We start from the raw sequence: 17433 nt of genomic DNA on the forward strand, positions 1-17433 counted from the left end.
GCTTACTTTCAATTAGGGAGGAATTTAAAATGGCAATTCAAACAAGTAACTTAGGTTATCCACGTATCGGACTACAACGAGAGTGGAAAAAAACATTGGAAGCTTTTTGGTCCAATAAAATTGATGAAGAACAATTTTTAACGACAATGAAAGAAATTCGCCTTCAACACGTCAAAGTACAGCAAGAAAAAGGAATTGAATTAATTCCAGTTGGCGATTTTACATATTATGATCACGTTCTGGATACGGCCTACATGTTAGGATTCATCCCGTCACGTTTTTCAGAGTTTACCTCTTACCTTGATGTATATTTTGCAATGGCACGCGGCTCTAAAGATCACGTTGCTTCTGAAATGACAAAATGGTTTAACACAAACTATCATTACATTGTTCCTGAATATGAAGAAGGATTACAAATCTCTTTAAAAGACAATCGTCCTCTTCGTTTATATGAAGAAGCGAAAAAAGAGTTAGGCGTTGATGGAAAACCAGTTATTTTAGGCCCTTATACATTCCTAAAACTAGCAAAAGGTTATAACGAAGAGCAATTTGCCACTATTTTAAAAGAGCTAGTTGCACCTTATGTACAATTATTCTCTGAATTACACGCAGCTGGAGCACAAATTATTCAAGTTGACGAACCAATCTTCGCATCTTTAACAAAAGATGAAATTAATCAAGCGAAAGAACTTTACGAAGCTATTCATAAAGAAGTTCCGAATGCTAATCTTCTTCTACAAACATATTTTGATAGTGTAGAAGAGAACTATGAAGAAATTATTACATTCCCTGTTTCTGGTATTGGATTAGACTTTGTTCATGGCAAAGAAGGTAATGTAAATGCTATTTCAAAATATGGATTCCCAGCTGATAAAATTTTAGCTATCGGTTGTATAGATGGCCGTAACATTTGGAGAGCTGATCTTGATGATGTACTTTCTTTATTTACAACATTACAAAATCAAATCACAGCAAAAGGTTTAATTGTTCAACCTTCTTGTAGCTTATTGCATACTCCAATTGATAAAACGGAAGAAACACACTTAGCAACTGAATTATTTGATGCACTTGCATTTGCTAATCAAAAATTAGAAGAATTAGTCCTTATCCATTCTGCTCTTACTAAAGGTGTAGAAAGCATCAGTAGCGATTTGACAACATATCGTAATGCACATAATGCAATCCGCTCATCAGCTGCACGTAATCGTGAAGATGTAAAAGTGGCACGTACATCACTTAAAGAAGATGATTTCTCACGTCCTCTTCCATTTGAAAAACGATATGAACTACAGCAAGTAGCTTTACAATTACCGTTGTTACCAACAACAACTATCGGTAGCTTCCCGCAAACATCTGAAGTTCGTCAAACACGTAAACAGTGGCGTAACGGCGACATTACAAATGAGCAATATAATCAATTCATTGAAAAAGAAACTGCAAAGTGGATTCGTTACCAAGAAGATATTGGTCTTGATGTACTAGTACATGGTGAATTCGAAAGAACTGACATGGTGGAGTATTTTGGAGAAAGACTTGCTGGTTTCTCCTTTACTAAAAACGGATGGGTACAATCATACGGTTCTCGCTGCGTAAAGCCACCTGTTATTTATGGTGATGTTGCCTTTATAAGTGGAATGACTATTAAAGAAACTGTATATGCACAAAGCTTAACAGAGAAAGTAGTAAAAGGTATGCTAACTGGACCTGTCACTATTTTAAATTGGTCATTCGTTCGAAACGATATTGCAAGAAAAGAAGTTTCATATCAAATTGCATTAGCACTTCGTCATGAAATTGAATTACTTGAATCTTCCGGAATTAGAGTGATCCAAGTCGATGAGCCTGCACTTCGTGAAGGTATGCCGTTAAAAGAAAAAGATTGGGATACATATATTACATGGGCAGTTCAATCATTCCTTTTAGCAACATCTTCTGTAGAAAATGAAACACAAATTCATACTCATATGTGTTACAGTAACTTCGAAGATATTGTAGATGCAATTCGCGCGTTAGATGCAGATGTTATTTCTATCGAAACATCAAGAAGCCATGGAGAATTTATTAATACATTAAAACATACAACATATGAAAAAGGAATTGGTCTAGGTGTATATGATATTCATAGCCCACGTGTCCCAAGTAAAGATGAAATGTTCACAATCGTAGAACAATCTTTACAAGTATGTGACCCTAAATATTTCTGGATTAATCCAGACTGTGGCTTAAAAACACGAAGAACTGAGGAAGTTATACCTGCTTTAGAGCACATGGTTCAGGCAGCAAAAGACGCTCGTTCTCTCCTAAAAACAAACGCATAATAAAAAACGTGTCATCCTTCAAAAAGGATGACACGTTTTTTTTATTCTACACTCTCAAAATAGAAGTCGTATTGTACTTTATACAATTCATCGTCTGTTGGCTCTTCAAGAGGAGTTGCCTGCAAGACTACCATATATTCCCCGTTCGGAATAGGAATATGAAATTTATTAGAAAGAATACTTGTTATATATACTTCTTCATTCTTCACTGTGAAAGGAACTGATATCGTTCTAACCACTTCTTCTTTCTCAATATGATTTCCGCAAGTAACTTCCACTTCACAAGTATAGTCAGAGATTGCCTCAAAAATAATAGCTCCATCCACCTCAGCATAGCCTCTTTCAAAATCTTCAGGAGTCCAATCTACATAAGGCTGCTGACCATCATAGTTCATTATCATTAATTGCGAATATGAAATTGTTAATTCCATAACTATCCTTCTCCTCCACTATGAAATGTATGCCAATTACTATTTCACTTCAAATTTCACACGCGTACCATCTGGATATTTGTCTAGCTTATTCCCTACCCAAGAACCTGCACCGCGGTTATCTGCTGGACTTATATATTCAATATGAGCTCCTTTTCCGCCTTCCTTACACATCGCCATCGGCCATTCATCACGATCATAACCTTTCTTCGTCGGATATGGCGCTAACGATAATTTCCTTCTATCCGCTGCACCATTACGATCAATTGTACACATTTCTGAATGCCCATCTTTTATAGCATCTGTTATATGTTTCCCGGTCTCTGGATATCGTTCTTTCGGGAACTCTAGAATTTGATCATACGTAGTTGTTTTTTTAGTACTTGTCTCCTCTGGCACAAGTACTTCATATACCGCTACCAAAAGAGAAAGAATTGCAATAATTGAAATGATAATACCTTTAAATTGCTTCATGTGTACCTCCGTGTTCCTACCAATTTCTTTTCCTCAGTTATTATAACAAACTTCTTCTATGTATGTTTTCAGACATTATTTTTGCTCTTCCTCTCCATTCCGTCAAAAACATTCATTTTTCCTCATCTTTTCACTAATGCTGTAGAAAACTAATAAGCTTCCGACATTCTTTTTTAAAGGAAGTCCTCATAAAAGATTGAAATGATATATACGATACTTTTTGGGGAGGAACTATCATGGACGCTATTTATAAAACGAAAGATGTTACAAATAAAACAGGTATCCCAAAACATATAGTCCGAAAATATAGCCAACTCTTAGAGGAACACGGTTATATCATTTCAAAAACAGCTGATGCTCGTATTTATAAATTGGATGATTTAAAACTATTGAAATCTATACATGAAAGAGCTGCTACATTACAAGAAGACATTTCAGAAACAATACCTATTATTTTAAAAGAAAAAGAGGCCCCGCCTGCACCTGTTATTCAAGATAAACAAGAGATACAATCAAAAGAAGATGGACGTAACTTTGAGGAGTTCATGTTAAAACTTGAAATGCTTGCTCAATTAAATGAAGCAATTATTCATCAAAACTCTACTCTCATTACACAAAATCGTTTAAAAGACGAGAAATTAGATGAACTAATGCAACAAGTTTATGTAAAAGAAGGCTCTCAGGAAAAAATGTTACAAGAGCTAGTTGTTCATGCCGCCCAAACAGATGCACTCCAAAAAGAAAAGATGGACTTATTAATGAATCATATGTATAAGCGAGAATCCAAACAAGAAGAAAAAATGAATAAACTTGTCAATCAAATTTACAATAAAGACAGCAACCGTGATGCACAACTTATGCAAGTTATTCGCGAAATTCAAGAAACAAAAAGATTAGTCGCCGCCTCAAAAGAGCAAAGCTTCTTTCAATCATTTAAAAGTTTATTCGTTCGAACAAAACAAGAAAAAATAAATGAATGAAATTTCGTATATTTTTCTAATTCACAATAAAATAAAAAGTTACCTTCTACCGGTAACTTTTATTCCTTATATCGTACAGCTGGCAATATAATAATAGCTTCAGTTCCTTTTCCGCTTTCACTTTTATATTCCAATGTACCATTATGCGCTTGTAAAATACTAAATGTTACCATAAGACCTAAACCTGTTCCTTTTTCTTTTAAAGAATAATATGGTTGTCCAAGCCTTACTAACTGTTCTTTTGTCATTCCAACACCACTATCTTTAACTCTTATTATTATCATTTCATCTTTTTGAATAGCTGTTACTTTTAAGTACCCTTTGTTTCCTTGAATTGCTTCAATACCGTTTTTAACAACATTCATAATAGCTTGCTTCAATTTCGTCTTATCGCCGATAGTATAAAGGCTCTCAGAAATCTCAACTTGCAAATAAACGCCCTGCATCGCTGCAAATGATGACATAAGAGTTGTCATTTCAATTAATTGTGCTGATAAACAAATATGTTCTTTTTTTTCAATTTGAGGCCTTGCTAAATTTAAATAATCTGAAATAATCTGTTCAGCACGATCCAGTTCAGCTAATACGAGACGCATATAATCTTTGTTTTTTACGTCTTCCGTACTCTCTAGCAATTGAATAAACCCTCGTACAACAGTGAGAGGGTTTCGAACTTCATGTGCAACACTTGCAGCTAACTCACTTACAATATTAAGTTTTTCTGATTTTTGCATTTCTGTACGCAATAATGCATTTTCATTTAAATACTCAGTCAAATACACTTGAAATACCATTGTCATAACCATAATAAGTGATGCAAATATATACCCACTATATAGATTAGATATGTACGGTGTAAAACCTGTTTCTAAAAGGACATTCAACATCCCGACTACTAATGAAACAAGAACATAAAATGATGCAATCATAAAAGCTGATATTAGCTTCTTATCCCTTGAAAAAAGAGACCATTTCTTTGACAAAAACAATGGAATTATCGAAAGAAATATAACTTCTACGATAGGCAACCAACTGAGCCCCTTAAGAATCCATTCATGTGCAACAAAAATAATGGCAGGGATGAGCCCAACAATCCCACCATATAAAAAACCACTAACAATTGGGATTGGATGAAAATTGTATCCGCAAACGGTACCAAAACAAATAGAGTATGTCATGGAGAGAACAAGTGTAACGCTAGATAAAAACATAATAAAGTAGCGATTAGGCTTCGGAAGCATTTCTTGATAACGATTTAAACGAATCGCTTCATATAAAAATAATGGTAAAATAATGATGGCAATTTGGATCATTAAATCACGAATCAGCTCCATAGCCTCTCATCCCCTATATGTATTTTGATATGATTATATCATTTTATAGGTCTATTTGTTTTAAAATTTTGATTTTTCTTAACATTTTTGTTAATTATTTGTTAACAACTAATAATAAATGTTACAAATTTCCGAAATGATTGTAAACCCTGTACCAAATTTCCTTCGTGCAGTATACAATGAATACGGATTACAAAGAAAATAAAAAACACTTCACTAGACGGACAACTATCGCAAAATACAGCATATAATCCATACTATCTATGTTTACAAATAAGTGATCATTACTTTAGTAGGAGGAAGATAAATATGGCGGGTACTACGCTTGTTTTAAAAGAAGAAAATTTGGTTGTGCTAGAAAACGTTGAAAAATCAGTATACGAAGAATTGCAACATAAAGCAGGGGACGAAGACTGTACATATGCTGTAAATGAATCCGTTGTCCATCTTGGCAAAGTATCTTCCGTACTTTGGAACGAAGATGAAATAGATTGGGAATATGGTTATTAAAAAGTCGCTTGCAGCGGCTTTTTTTGTGTTTATGCTTAAACAAATGGAGTGAAACTTTAATTAACTCACACAGCTTATACTCTTATGGACATTTGAATCCTCACATAATTTCTTACTTCCACTGAATTTTAAGCTACGATTCTTATCTTTCACAAATAGCAGGGGAAATTTTATAAAAAAAGCGTAATAGTTAAAAATATGATAAAATGAACTTAATTTTCAAACGGAAGAAAGGGAGATACAATGGAACAATTCATTAATCCTAGAGTGAAGGACATCCAAATTTCTGGAATCCGTCAATTCTCTAACATGATTCAAAACTATGATAATCTCATCTCTTTAACAATTGGGCAACCCGACTTCCCTACACCTTCTTTAGTAAAAGAAGCTGCTAAACGGGCCATTACAGAAAATTATACAAGCTATACACACAACGCTGGTTTATTAGAATTACGCGAGGCGGCTTGTAACTTTGTAAAAGATAATTACGATTTACACTATTCACCTGAAAACGAAGCCATTGTTACAATCGGCGCTAGTGAAGCGATTGATGTTGCATTCCGAACTATTTTAGAACCAGGAACGGAAGTAATTTTACCTGTTCCTATTTATCCTGGTTACGAGCCGATTATTCGACTATGCGGTGCAACTCCTATTTTTATAGATGTTCGTGAAACTGGATTTCGTTTAACAGCTGAAGCTCTGCAAAATGCAATTACAGAACGAACAAGATGCGTCGTTTTACCGTATCCTTCTAATCCAACTGGTGTTACCTTATCAAAAGAAGAATTGGAAGATATTGTATCTATCTTAAAAGATAAAAATATTTTCGTTCTTTCCGATGAAATTTATAGCGAACTTGTATATGAAGACAAACACACATCTATCGCTCATTTCCCAGAAATGCGTGATAAGACTATTGTCATTAACGGCTTATCAAAATCACATTCTATGACTGGCTGGCGTATCGGACTTTTATTTGCCCCAAGTTATTTAGCAAAACACATTTTAAAAGTTCATCAATACAATGTTACATGCGCTACTTCAATTGCTCAATATGCTGCAATCGAAGCTTTAACAGCTGCTAAAGATGCACCGAAGATGATGCGCTATCAATACAAAAAACGCCGTGATTACGTGTATAATAGACTCATTCAAATGGGTTTAACGGTTGAGAAGCCCACAGGTGCATTTTATTTATTCCCATATGTTGGACATTTAACATCTTCATCATTTGATTTTGCACTTGATCTTGTAAAAGAAGCTGGGCTAGCCCTTGTTCCTGGAACAGCATTTTCTGAATATGGTGAAGGTTATCTTCGTCTTTCCTATGCTTATAGTATCGAAACTTTAAAAGAAGGCTGTGACCGTTTAGAAGCCTTTCTAAAGCAAAAAGCTAAGAGTTAAACTCTTAGCTTTTTGTTGCATACTGATCACAAGTTTGACGCTTCAATAATTTATGTGGAATGATAATACATTTTGCAGTAGACTCCGAATGCTCCACCTTATCAACTAAAGCTTTCGCCGCTTCATACCCTAATTGATAAATATTCACATCAACTGTCGAAAGTGGTGGACTAGCAATTTCTGATAATAAAGCATTGTTAAAGCTTACAATCGAAACATCTTTCGGTACAACAAATCCTTTTTTAGAAAGCGCACTTAACACGCCAAGTCCAATTAAATCATCCGTTGCCATAATTGCCGTCGGTGGTTGCTTTAGTCCCATTAATTCCTCAACAGCCTGTTGACCACTCTCTCTTGAAAAATCAAAGTGTAAAATATACTCTTTCGGTAATAGAATATCTGCTAGTTTTAAAGCATCACTCATCCCCGCCAAACGATCTCTCGTTACAAGTAAATCTGATCCACCGCCGATGAACGCGATTTGTTTATGACCTAATGAAATCAAATATTCAGCTACTTCTCTTGCTGCTGTATAATTGTCATTATCTACATATGTAATTTCATCTTTTCGATCATATGGCTTTCCTATTAAAACAAACGGGAAATTTTGTTCATGCAAATATTGAATAATCCGATCGTTCTCTCTTGAATATAAAAGAATAATGCCACCAATTTGACGCCCTTGTACCATCTTTATAACACCATTAAAAATTTCTTCTTCCGTTTCACCTGTCGACATATAGAGCGCATACCCTTCCATGTGTGCGAATGAGCTTATTCCTCTTATAACTTCTGGGAAAAACGGATTTTGAAAAGCTTTACTTGCAGAGCTCGGCATAACGAGCCCAAGCGTTTTTGTTGTCTGGTTCGCAAGGTTTCTTGCATTTAAATTTGGATGATAGCCTAGTTCACTCATTACTTTTCGAACACGGCGCTTTGTCTTTTCACTTATACTTGGATTATCAGCAATTACACGGGAAACCGTCGATGGTGCAACATTTGCTTTCTTCGCCACATCTTTAATTGTAACTGTCATAAAAATCCCCTCCTCTCACTTCTCTGCCATTTTTCATATATTTTATCTTGCACTCATTGCAAGTCATAGGAGAAGTCATAAACTTTCATTTATTTATTCTATCTTGCAAAACCTATCATATTCTCCCTCTCCATGTATTGTAAGGGATATAGCTCTTTTTTCCTATACTATAATATACTATTTATTTCACTTCTTTTCACATTTAATGTCAAATCTCTTTTCATCTCCCTACAAATTTTTTATAGGGAGATGAAAAGAGAAATGGGACGTAATGTCCCATTTTCATCCTTTCGTACCTCCAGCTGTTAAACCGGAAACAAAATATTTTTGCAGCGATAAGAATAAAATAGAAATCGGAATTGCAATTAATACTGAGCCAGCTGCAAATGTCGTAAATTCATTACCAAATTTTTTCGCTACCATTTCATATAGTCCAACTGCTAAAGTATAATTTTCCGGCGTGCGCAAAATAATACTCGCTAAAATGAAATCTGTAAATGGACCGATGAAAGTGAATAAAGCTACAACCGCTACGATTGGTTTTGCAAGCGGCATAATGATTTGCCAGAAAATACGAAAATGCCCTGCTCCATCCATTCGAGCTGATTCATCCAACTCTTTCGGAATCGTATCAAAATACCCTTTCATAAGCCAAGTATTCATCGGAATTGCTCCGCCCACATAAATTAAAATTAATGCAAGATGTGTATCAAGTAATCCTGTTAACTGAGCTAATATATATAGTGCGATTAACGCTGCAAAGTTCGGAATCATTTGTAGAATTAAAAATGTTAATAAACCATTCTTTCTTCCAACAAAACGATATCTCGAAAATGCATAAGCAGTAAAGCTAATGGCTAGCACAGAGAAAATCATCGTCATTACGCTAACTTTTAAAGTATTTTTATACCAAAGTAAGTAATTACTTGAATCGAGATCAAGTAGCTTGCGATAATGATCTAACGTGGCATTTTTCGGAATAATACTTGACCCAGATAAACTATCCCCTGGATTAAACGATGAGCCAATTATCCATAATAATGGATAGAAAATAATCGCACACATTATGAAGATAACTAAATAACTTAATGAAAGACGTAACATCTTTTGTCGTTTAATATTCATTTACATCATATCCTCTTCTTGGAATGATTTTGTTCTCTTAAATTGCCATAACGCAACTGTAATAACGATTAACGATAAAATCATTGTAAGAGCTGCTGCTTTTCCGTACTGAGCCGAAGTCATCGTTAACTTATAAATCCATGAAATTAAAATATCCGTTCCACCTGCATTTTGTCCAGACACAGCAGGTCCCCCGCTATTAAATAGATAAATAATACTAAAATTATTAAAGTTAAACGTATATTGCGTAATTAATATTGGCGCTGTTGCATATAAAACAAGTGGCAATGTAATTTTGCGGAACTGTTGCCAAGCTGTTGCTCCATCTACTGTAGCCGCTTCATATAATTCTCCTGGAATCGATTGCAATATACCTGTTGTCATTGCAAAGACGAACGGGAAACCAAGCCACGTTTGAATCATAATTAAAGCAATCTTCGCCCAAAATGGGTCTGTCATCCAAGCAATCTTTTCAATCCCGAATAAAGCTAATACTTGGTTATTAATTGCTCCAAATGTTTCATTAAACATACCGGCAAATACAAGAATAGATACGAATGCTGGAACAGCCCACGGTAAAATAAAGATTGTTCGAATAATTGCCTTACCTTTAATACCAGGCTGATTTACGATAATCGCTAAAAAAATACCAAGTGCAACTTGTAATGTTGTTGCAACAAACGTCCAAATGACAGTCCAAGAAAATACACTTAAAAATGTATCTCTCCACATTGGTAATGTGAAAATATCAATAAAGTTTTTAAAGCCCACCCAATCTACTAATTTAGCTGGAGGGGAGTGATATAAATCATAGTTTGTAAATCCAATTAAGATAACAAAAATGATTGGAAATACGACAACAAAGATAAGTAATAGAAACCCTGGTGAAACCATTAAATACGGAAAACCTTGATCTAATAAATTGCGATATTGCTCTTTTACTGAGTTTAATGGTGTCCCTATATCGCGTTTTTTCCCATTTTGGTATGCATCATATAAGTTAAATGCATATACCCCTAGTCCAAACACGACAACAATAAGTGCCAAAATCCCTTCTACTAATAGAAAGACAGAATGGTCACGTGGAACTTCTGTACCGAGCGTTACAATTCCCCATAATCCTATATTTAACAAATCAGCAAATGCTACAATAAATGAGCCTGTTAATACTAGAAAAATAAGACCTTTTACGTATTGTTTATTATATAGTTGACCAATGCCTGGAATGATTGATAACATGGTCGCCATTTTCCTATGCTTTGAACCGTTCACATCTTTCGTTGGTTCTATAGATGTTTGCATGTTCCTTCCCCCTTTTTTCTTCCTACTTGGAAGGGAGAGAATTCGTGCCTCTCATATTTAGAGGCACGAATTTCACCTTATTTTTTATTGCTGTGGTTTGCCTCAATATTACCTTTAATTTGTTTCACTGCATTATCAAGTGCTGCTTTTGGCTCTTGTTTATTTGATACAACTAATTGAAGCGCATCTCCAGCTGGTTTCCAAACTTCTTGCATTTCTGGAATATTCGGCATCGGAATTCCATTTTCTGATTGAGTCGCAACTGCTTTTGCAGCCTCATTATCTTTAATAATTGGATCTTCCATCACTGATTTTACTGGAGGAATTTCTTTTGTTTTCTCAAATCGAATTTTCGCGTTTTCTTCATTTGTTACCCACTCAGTAAATTTTGTAGCTAAATCATTTTGTTTAGAGAAACTTGTTACATGCCATCCTTTTACCCCAACAAATGTTTTCATCGGTTGACCATTTGGTAATTTCGGCATTGGAGCAACACCATAATCAATTCCAGCCTTTTCCATCGCTTGGAATGCCCATGGACCATTCATAATAGATGCTGCTTTTCCTTCATTAAATAATCCATCTGCAGCTGAACCGCCAGATTCACCAATAATTCCTTTTGGTAATAATTTTTCTTTATACCATTTTTGAATATATTCAGCACCTTGTACTGCACCACTATTATTTAATCCAATATCTGTCGGAGTCAGTTTTCCATCTTTTTCACCAAATACATAACCGCCCATACCCTCCATAAATGCGTTAGCAAAATAGAAGTTATCTCCTAATGTTAAAAATCCGTACTTGTCATCTTTCGTAAAGTCTTTTGAGAAGTTATACAGCTCATCCATCGTTTCTGGTGCTTTTGACATTAATTTTTTATTATAAATAAAGATTGGTGTTTCAATTGCTTTTGGTAAACCGTATAGTTTTCCGTCGTATGTTTGTGCCTTTATTGATAAATCTGTAAATTTATTTTTTACCGTATCATCCACTTTCACCTCTGAAAGTAGCCCTTCTGTTACCGCATTACCAATATGATCATGTGGCAATGTTACAACATCTGGCCCTGTACCAGCCGGACCGTCGAGACGAAGTTTTTCTATTTGTTTCGTCATCTGAACCTCTTCAACTTTTACTTTCACATTATATTTCTTTTCAAAACTTTTCACTGCCGGCTCTAGACCCACACCTTTTTTCTCATCTTCCCAAACGAGAAGATCATAATCTTTCTTCTCTTTACTTGCTTCCTTTTTCCCTGAATCTTTCGGTCCACATGCAGATAACATACCGATTGACAATGCTGAAATCGTTAATAGTGATAATGCTTTCTTCATCCCAAAAAACCTCCCTAAATTGTCTATGTACCTTATAAATTGAAAACGTTTGCATTGAATGGTTTAATAGAAGCGCAAACAATATCTCAATCTATGAAAACGTTTGCGCTATTTGTCTATCATTATACATTCTTTTATTCATTTTGCAAATATTAATTTTCAAAATAATCTCCTCATACTCTTTATTCATTGACTTTACATAAAATGAATACTACTCTTATAAGCAATATTAAAGTTATGTTAAAGGAAATCGTTTGCAACATAATCTTTATTATTTCGTTTTAGGTAACAATATGTATAGAGATATTAAAGGGGGATTTTCTATATGCTTAAAGAAGCGATCTATCATAGGCCAAAAGATAATTATGCATACGCTTACAACAAAAAAACAATTCACATCCGAATACACACAAAAAGAGATGATGTTCACAGCGCCGCCCTCATCTACGGTGATCCATACGAATGGCAAGATGGGAAATGGATTACAGCGAGTACACCGATGAAAAAAACCGGATCTACTGAGTTATTTGATTATTGGTCGGTTTCAATCGAACCGACATTTAAACGCTTACGATATGGATTCGAATTAAAAAACGACGTAGACACTCTTATTTATACAGAAAGAGGATTTTTTTCTAACATTCCAAATGACGATGTCGGTAACTTTTTCTGCTTTCCATTCATTCATGCAAAAGACGTTTTCAGGGCACCATCTTGGATTAAAGACACAGTATGGTATCAAATCTTCCCGGAACGATTCGCTAACGGGGATAGCGCATTAAATCCGGTAAACACCCTTCCTTGGGGAAGTGCAGAGCCAACTGCTACTAATTTTTTCGGGGGTGATTTCGCTGGCATTCTTCAAAATCTTGATTACCTTGTGAAGCTTGGAATCTCTGGCATTTATTTCACTCCTATTTTCAAAGCTCATTCGAATCATAAATATGACACAATTGATTACATGGAAATCGATCCACAATTTGGGACGAAAGAAACTTTCAAAGAACTCGTTCAGGCGTGTCATAAACATGGTATAAAAGTAATGCTCGACGCTGTTTTTAATCATAGCGGATACTTCTTCGATAAATTTCAAGACGTGCTGAACCATGGTGAGAATTCCGCCTATAAAGATTGGTTCCATATTCATGAATTTCCAATTATAACTGAGCCGCTTCCTAATTATGATACTTTCGCATTTACACCATATATGCCTAAATTAAATACAGCACACCCAGATGTAAAAGAATATTTACTTGAAGTAGGACGTTATTGGGTAAGAGAATTTAATGTTGACGGTTGGCGCCTTGATGTCGCAAATGAAGTCGATCACAGCTTTTGGAGAGAATTCCGAAGTGAGATAAAAGCATTAAATCCTGAAGTATATATTTTAGGAGAAATTTGGCACGATGCACTCCCATGGCTACAAGGAGATCAATTTGATGCTGTCATGAGCTATCCTGTTACCAACGCTCTACTTTCTTACTTTGCTAACGAGTCCATTAATGCAAGTGAATTTATGAAACAAATTACAGATTCTCTACATTCCTACTCTATGAATGTAAATGAAGCGGCATTTCATTTATTAGACAGTCATGACACACCTAGAATTTTAGCAACATGTAATGGGGATAAAAATAAGTTAAAGTTACTCTATGTATTTCACCTTTCTTTCATCGGTTCTCCTTGTATTTATTACGGCGATGAAATCGGTATGGATGGTGGAATGGACCCGGATTGCCGCAAATGCATGATATGGGATGAAAAAGAACAAGATACTCTTTTATTTACACATATACAAACATTAATTTCATTACGGAAACAACATAAAGCATTTGGAGGAAACGGTATTTTTCAATTCATTGAGGCAAATGATGAACATAATTATATTTCTTATACAAAAACATATGAAGATGAGACTATCTTTTTCGTTTTAAATCCTACTAACAGTGAAGTTACAACTTCACTCCCTCTTCATATTACTCGGAAGAAAATAATTAACATTTATACAAACGAAGAATTTTCAGCGGAAGCAAGTGTATTACAAGTTACACTTCCACCGTACGGATTCTCTATTTTAAAATGGTAATAGAAAAAGCCTCATGCCAGGGTGGCATAAGGCTTTTTCTTATTTCACTTTAAATACCATTGCTTCATACGGTCGTAATGTAATGTTTTCTATCAATACATTTTCTACATCATAATTGTGTATTAATAACTCTGCTTCACTGTAAACAATATCCTCTGGCAATTCAAATACACATTCATCTGCAGTGAAGTTTGCAATCACCAGAAGCTTTTCTTCTCCATATGTTCTTACATAAGCAAAAATAGAAGGGTTATTTTCTAGTATCAAATCATATGTTCCATACACAACTATTTCATTGTTTTTACGTAACTCAATCAATTTTTTATAGTAATAAAAAATCGATTCTTCGTCTTGGATCGCCTGTTTCACATTAATCTCTTTGTAGTTAGGGTTTACCGCAATCCAAGGCTCACCCGTTGTGAATCCAGCATGTTCTCTATCATCCCACTGCATCGGCGTTCTAGCATTATCTCGGCCCTTTATATATATAGACTGCATCACTTTATCTATATCTTCGCCGCGCTCTATAACTTTTTCTTTATACATATTTAGTGTTTCAATATCTCGGTATTCATCAATTGATTCAAATCGAACATTGGTCATTCCGATTTCTTCTCCTTGATAAATATATGGTGTCCCTTTCATCATATGAAGTACTGTCGCTAACATTTTCGCTGATTCAGTATGATAAGCTCCATCATTACCAAAACGAGATACAACGCGAGGCTGGTCATGGTTATTCCAATAAAGGCTATTCCATCCTGTTTGTTCTAATGCTTTTTGCCACTTTGTTAAATTTTGTTTCAAAGTAAGAAGTGAGCATGGTTTTACATCCCATTTCCCACCTTCTCCAGAATCTAAATCCATATGTTCAAATTGGAATACCATTTGCAGTTCTTTTCTAGCTTCCCCTGTATACAATTTAGCTTCTTCTGTCGTTACACCAGGCATTTCCCCAACCGTCATAATGTCATACTGAGACAATACGTCTTCATTCATTTCATGCAAATACTTATGAATGTTCGGACCGTTCATAAAATGTTTATGCCCTGAAACATATCCTTCTTCATCCGTTTCAACAGCTGGTAAGCCATCTTCTTTAGAAATAAAATTAATAACATCCATACGGAACCCATCAATTCCTTTTTCTAACCAAAACTTCATCATGTCATAAACATCTTGTCTTACCTTTTCATTATCCCAGTTTAAATCTGGCTGTTTTTTAGAAAACAGATGTAAATAATATTCATCTGTCATCTCATCATATTGCCATGCAGATCCACTAAATGCTGCTCCCCAGTTATTCGGCTCTTTCCCTTCTTTTCCAGGGCGCCATATATAATAGTCTCTATATTTATTATCTTTCGATTTACATGATTCAATAAACCAATTATGTTCATCTGAAGTATGATTAACAACTAGGTCCATCATAAGTTTCATATTACGTTTATGCATTTCATGTAATAGTTCATCCCAATCTTCCATTGTTCCGAACTCGTTCATAATGTTACAATAATCACTTATATCGTAACCATTATCGTCGTTTGGAGATTCATAGACTGGTGATAACCAAATTACATCAATACCTAATTCTTTTAAGTAATCTAGCTTCGCAAGAATACCACGAAGATCACCTATACCATCACCGTTGCTATCCATAAAACTACGAGGATAAATTTGATATACTACACTTTCTTTCCACCATTGTTTTCCCATTATGCTACCCCATTTCATCTATACTATTGATTCTTTTTTCTTTTTTAAGGCGCAAACGTTTTCATTATTGAATGATAACAGATTCTATCCAAATTTAAAATAGCGCTTACAATATTTATTTTCATTTTCTAATAAAACATGTGGAACTTATTATATATTCATAGGAATAATGAAAACGTTTTATTTTTTTATAGTGTTTTTATTTCTTTTTTGAATCTATTCGTTTATAATAAATTCAAAGAAAACGTTTGCATAAACTTTCTAGGGGGAAATATCATGGCAGAACTTAAATTAGAAAATATTTATAAAATATATGATAATAACGTAACAGCCGTAACAGATTTTAATTTACACATTCAAGATAAAGAATTTATCGTATTCGTTGGTCCTTCTGGCTGTGGAAAATCTACAACACTACGAATGGTAGCCGGACTTGAAGATATTTCAAAAGGAGAATTTTCAATTGATGGTAAGCTAATGAACGATGTTCCTCCAAAAGATCGAGATATCGCAATGGTCTTCCAGAACTATGCTCTTTATCCACATATGAGTGTGTATGATAATATGGCATTTGGATTAAAACTTCGAAAAATACCAAAAGATGAAATCGACCGTCGAGTGAAACATGCAGCTCAAATTTTAGGGCTTGAACAATATTTAGATAGAAAACCGAAAGCTTTATCAGGTGGACAACGCCAACGTGTTGCATTAGGTAGAGCAATTGTTCGAGACGCAAAAGTCTTCTTAATGGATGAACCATTATCAAACTTAGACGCTAAACTACGTGTTGCAATGCGATCAGAAATTTCTAAATTGCACCACCGCCTTGGCACAACGACAATTTATGTAACACATGATCAAACTGAGGCAATGACAATGGCTTCACGTCTTGTTGTTATGAAAGACGGAAAAATCCAACAAATCGGAACTCCAAAAGAAGTATATGAAACACCTGAAAATATTTTCGTTGGTGGTTTTATCGGTTCACCCGCAATGAATTTCTTCCGTGGAAAATTAACTGAAACCGATTTCGTTATAGACAATTCACTAAAGATTAAAGTGTCTGAAGGAAAAATGAAGTTATTACGCGAACAAGGGTATGTAAATAAAGAGATTGTTTTAGGTATTCGTCCAGAAGATATTCATGATGAACTATTATTTTTAGAAGCTTCACAATCTACTACTTTCACAACAAAAATTGAAGTTGCAGAGTTGTTAGGGGCTGAATCCATTATATATATGAAACTTGGAAATCAAGATTTTGCAGCACGTGTTGATGCAAGACATACTTTTTCACCTGGTGACCAAATTAAACTTGCTTTTGATATGAATAAAGCTCATTTCTTTGATAGCCAAACCGAACAACGTATTCGTTAA

At 34.8% G+C, this 17433-nt stretch carries 14 protein-coding genes; 6 read left to right on the plus strand and 8 right to left on the minus strand.

The features are described from left to right. Positions 1-29: 29 nt before the first annotated feature. Complete coding sequence (gene metE, locus KPL75_RS06590) at positions 30-2318, plus strand: 5-methyltetrahydropteroyltriglutamate--homocysteine S-methyltransferase (protein ID WP_219919865.1); 2289 nt, start codon at positions 30-32, stop codon at positions 2316-2318. 41 nt (positions 2319-2359) lie between these two features. On the opposite strand, the gene comJ is transcribed toward metE, so the two are convergent. Then, positions 2360-2749 carry a competence protein ComJ gene (comJ, locus tag KPL75_RS06595; protein WP_219919867.1) on the minus strand — a complete coding sequence of 130 codons (390 nt, stop codon included), beginning with the start codon at positions 2747-2749 and terminating at the stop codon, positions 2360-2362. A gap of 39 nt (positions 2750-2788) precedes the next feature. After that, positions 2789-3223, minus strand: a complete 435-nt coding sequence (gene nucA / locus KPL75_RS06600) for a DNA-entry nuclease (RefSeq protein WP_219919869.1) — start codon at positions 3221-3223, stop codon at positions 2789-2791. A 236-nt stretch (positions 3224-3459) separates the two neighbouring features. Here nucA and KPL75_RS06605 point away from each other — a divergent pair, with 236 nt between their 5' ends. Beyond that, the gene (locus KPL75_RS06605) at positions 3460-4203 is read left to right on the plus strand and encodes a DUF3967 domain-containing protein (protein ID WP_219919874.1); all 744 of its coding nucleotides are present in this window, start codon (positions 3460-3462) and stop codon (positions 4201-4203) included. Between the two features lie 59 nt (positions 4204-4262). Here KPL75_RS06605 and KPL75_RS06610 read toward each other — a convergent pair whose 3' ends face one another. Further along, positions 4263-5537, minus strand: coding sequence for a sensor histidine kinase (locus tag KPL75_RS06610; RefSeq protein ID WP_219919876.1), 1275 nt, complete (start codon positions 5535-5537; stop codon positions 4263-4265). Between the two features lie 309 nt (positions 5538-5846). Here KPL75_RS06610 and KPL75_RS06615 point away from each other — a divergent pair, with 309 nt between their 5' ends. After that, entirely contained in the window at positions 5847-6047 is a 201-nt protein-coding gene (locus KPL75_RS06615) for a hypothetical protein (protein WP_219919878.1), read from the plus strand. Positions 6048-6290: 243 nt separating this feature from the next. Then, on the plus strand, positions 6291-7454 hold the full coding sequence (locus KPL75_RS06620; protein WP_219919880.1) for an aminotransferase A: 1164 nt from the start codon (positions 6291-6293) through the stop codon (positions 7452-7454). Positions 7455-7458: 4 nt separating this feature from the next. On the opposite strand, the gene malR is transcribed toward KPL75_RS06620, so the two are convergent. From malR to KPL75_RS06640, 4 genes are all read right to left on the minus strand, one after another. Further along, positions 7459-8490, minus strand: a complete 1032-nt coding sequence (gene malR / locus KPL75_RS06625) for a maltose operon transcriptional repressor MalR (protein ID WP_219919882.1) — start codon at positions 8488-8490, stop codon at positions 7459-7461. Positions 8491-8772: 282 nt separating this feature from the next. Further along, positions 8773-9615 (minus strand): maltosaccharide ABC transporter permease MalD, encoded by an 843-nt coding sequence (gene malD / locus KPL75_RS06630; protein WP_001022600.1) that lies wholly within the window; start codon positions 9613-9615, stop codon positions 8773-8775. After that, positions 9616-10917: a maltosaccharide ABC transporter permease MalC gene (malC, locus tag KPL75_RS06635; protein ID WP_219919883.1), complete on the minus strand. Its 1302-nt coding sequence runs from the start codon at positions 10915-10917 to the stop codon at positions 9616-9618. A gap of 77 nt (positions 10918-10994) precedes the next feature. Continuing rightward, positions 10995-12254, minus strand: coding sequence for an extracellular solute-binding protein (locus KPL75_RS06640; protein ID WP_088034422.1), 1260 nt, complete (start codon positions 12252-12254; stop codon positions 10995-10997). Positions 12255-12579: 325 nt separating this feature from the next. On the opposite strand from KPL75_RS06640, the gene KPL75_RS06645 reads away from it, so the two are divergent. Then, on the plus strand, positions 12580-14340 hold the full coding sequence (locus tag KPL75_RS06645) for an alpha-glycosidase (protein WP_219919885.1): 1761 nt from the start codon (positions 12580-12582) through the stop codon (positions 14338-14340). A gap of 39 nt (positions 14341-14379) precedes the next feature. On the opposite strand, the gene KPL75_RS06650 is transcribed toward KPL75_RS06645, so the two are convergent. Beyond that, entirely contained in the window at positions 14380-16056 is a 1677-nt protein-coding gene (locus KPL75_RS06650; RefSeq protein WP_219919889.1) for a glycoside hydrolase family 13 protein, read from the minus strand. A gap of 276 nt (positions 16057-16332) precedes the next feature. Between KPL75_RS06650 and KPL75_RS06655 the strand changes: the two genes are divergently transcribed. Then, positions 16333-17433, plus strand: a complete 1101-nt coding sequence (locus KPL75_RS06655; protein ID WP_219919892.1) for an ABC transporter ATP-binding protein — start codon at positions 16333-16335, stop codon at positions 17431-17433.

It is taken from the genome of Bacillus sp. NP247, from assembly GCF_018966865.1.
Lineage (GTDB): Bacteria > Bacillota > Bacilli > Bacillales > Bacillaceae_G > Bacillus_A.

Excerpts from the sequence above, each read along its gene's own strand:
- metE (WP_219919865.1), top strand. The coding sequence starts at position 30 with ATGGCAATTCAAACAAGTAACTTAGGTTATCCACGTATCGGACTACAA.
- comJ (WP_219919867.1), bottom strand. The coding sequence starts at position 2,749 with ATGGAATTAACAATTTCATATTCGCAATTAATGATAATGAACTATGAT.
- nucA (WP_219919869.1), bottom strand. The coding sequence starts at position 3,223 with ATGAAGCAATTTAAAGGTATTATCATTTCAATTATTGCAATTCTTTCT.
- KPL75_RS06605 (WP_219919874.1), top strand. The coding sequence starts at position 3,460 with ATGGACGCTATTTATAAAACGAAAGATGTTACAAATAAAACAGGTATC.
- KPL75_RS06610 (WP_219919876.1), bottom strand. The coding sequence starts at position 5,537 with ATGGAGCTGATTCGTGATTTAATGATCCAAATTGCCATCATTATTTTA.
- KPL75_RS06615 (WP_219919878.1), top strand. The coding sequence starts at position 5,847 with ATGGCGGGTACTACGCTTGTTTTAAAAGAAGAAAATTTGGTTGTGCTA.
- KPL75_RS06620 (WP_219919880.1), top strand. The coding sequence starts at position 6,291 with ATGGAACAATTCATTAATCCTAGAGTGAAGGACATCCAAATTTCTGGA.
- malR (WP_219919882.1), bottom strand. The coding sequence starts at position 8,490 with ATGACAGTTACAATTAAAGATGTGGCGAAGAAAGCAAATGTTGCACCA.
- malD (WP_001022600.1), bottom strand. The coding sequence starts at position 9,615 with ATGAATATTAAACGACAAAAGATGTTACGTCTTTCATTAAGTTATTTA.
- malC (WP_219919883.1), bottom strand. The coding sequence starts at position 10,917 with ATGCAAACATCTATAGAACCAACGAAAGATGTGAACGGTTCAAAGCAT.
- KPL75_RS06640 (WP_088034422.1), bottom strand. The coding sequence starts at position 12,254 with ATGAAGAAAGCATTATCACTATTAACGATTTCAGCATTGTCAATCGGT.
- KPL75_RS06645 (WP_219919885.1), top strand. The coding sequence starts at position 12,580 with ATGCTTAAAGAAGCGATCTATCATAGGCCAAAAGATAATTATGCATAC.
- KPL75_RS06650 (WP_219919889.1), bottom strand. The coding sequence starts at position 16,056 with ATGGGAAAACAATGGTGGAAAGAAAGTGTAGTATATCAAATTTATCCT.
- KPL75_RS06655 (WP_219919892.1), top strand. The coding sequence starts at position 16,333 with ATGGCAGAACTTAAATTAGAAAATATTTATAAAATATATGATAATAAC.